Raw genomic sequence first — 1,365 nt, forward strand, 5'->3', positions numbered from 1 at the left:
GATGTCCCCGGTTATCGCGATCATTAGAGCGGAATCGATCTGATTGTCCACGTTCGTTGCGGTAGCCGCCCCGGTCTTCACGGTTATCGCGGCGACCACCAAAACCACCACGATCATCACGATGCTCACTATCCCGACGGAAACCACCACGGCCACCCTCATTACGATCGTCTCGGCGTCCTCCAAATCCTCCGCGGTTATCGCGGCGACCATCGCGGAACTTACCACCCTCATTACGATCGTTACGGCGGTAGCCGCCTGAATTGCGTGAAGCGCGGGAATCTTCACCTTCCTTGCGGTTACGATCGCCGAATGACTTTTCTCCAAATTTATTGCCACCGCGGTCACGGCTATATGAGGAGTTACGGTCATTACGCTTATTGAACCCACCTGATCGGTGGTTTGATTCACGGTTATAGTTGGATTCGCTGCGCGATGATTCTGACAAGAATACTCCTCTATGAATTTGGCGTGGAGAAAGTTCCACTGAAGATACCGTTCCCTATTTTATAGGTCATAGTTTATCTTGGGCAGAGCCTGATAGAAATTGAGGTGCGTTTTCCCTTACATCAGGATAGATCCTATTCCCCATTGATTGCAGAAAAGGCCTTACTTCGACTGTAGAAAGCTACTTAAAACAAAAATAGCCTTGGAACTATGCTCCAAGGCTATTCAAGTATCCCAATAAAAAACCGGCGGCGACCTACTCTCCCACACCGTCCCCAGTGCAGTACCATCGGCGCAAAGAGTCTTAGCTTCCGGGTTCGGGATGGAACCGGGCGTTTCCCTCTTGCTATAACCACCGTAAACCTAAAACAGACTCACGTAAGTCAAAATATTCAATAACTAACCTAACCTATATGAAAATTCATATAAGCGGCGTTTTGTTATTTCAAAACCATACAGTGGACGCAAACACAACCAAACCAAGAAAAAAATATGTAAGCCTTCGGTCTATTAGTACCAGTCAACTCCACAAGTCTCCAGTCCTTGCTTCCATACCCGGCCTATCAACCCCATCATCTATAGGGAACCTCACACAACACAAAGTTGCCAGGAAATCTCATCTCAAAACAGGCTTCCCGCTTAGATGCCTTCAGCGGTTATCCCTCCCGAACGTAGCCAATCAGCCATGCACCTGGCGGTACAACTGACATACCAGAGGTTCGTCCGTCCCGGTCCTCTCGTACTAAGGACAGCCTTTCTCAAATTTCCAACGCACGCAGCGGATAGGGACCGAACTGTCTCACGACGTTCTGAACCCAGCTCGCGTACCGCTTTAATGGGCGAACAGCCCAACCCTTGGGACCAACTCCAGCCCCAGGATGCGACGAGCCGACATCGAGGTGCCAAACCATGCCGTCG

2 rRNA genes and 1 pseudogene are annotated in these 1,365 nt (G+C 50.0%); all 3 read right to left on the bottom strand.

The window, feature by feature from the left end:
* A pseudogene (locus tag A7E48_RS01950) lies at positions 1-448 on the bottom strand (hypothetical protein); the annotation flags it as partial.
* A gap of 242 nt (positions 449-690) precedes the next feature.
* A 5S ribosomal RNA gene (rrf, locus tag A7E48_RS01955) occupies positions 691-807 on the bottom strand.
* A 130-nt stretch (positions 808-937) separates the two neighbouring features.
* Positions 938-1,365, bottom strand: a 23S ribosomal RNA gene (locus A7E48_RS01960); the annotation flags it as partial.

The sequence above is a fragment of the Rothia sp. ND6WE1A genome (genome assembly GCF_001683935.1).
GTDB lineage: Bacteria > Actinomycetota > Actinomycetes > Actinomycetales > Micrococcaceae > Rothia > Rothia amarae.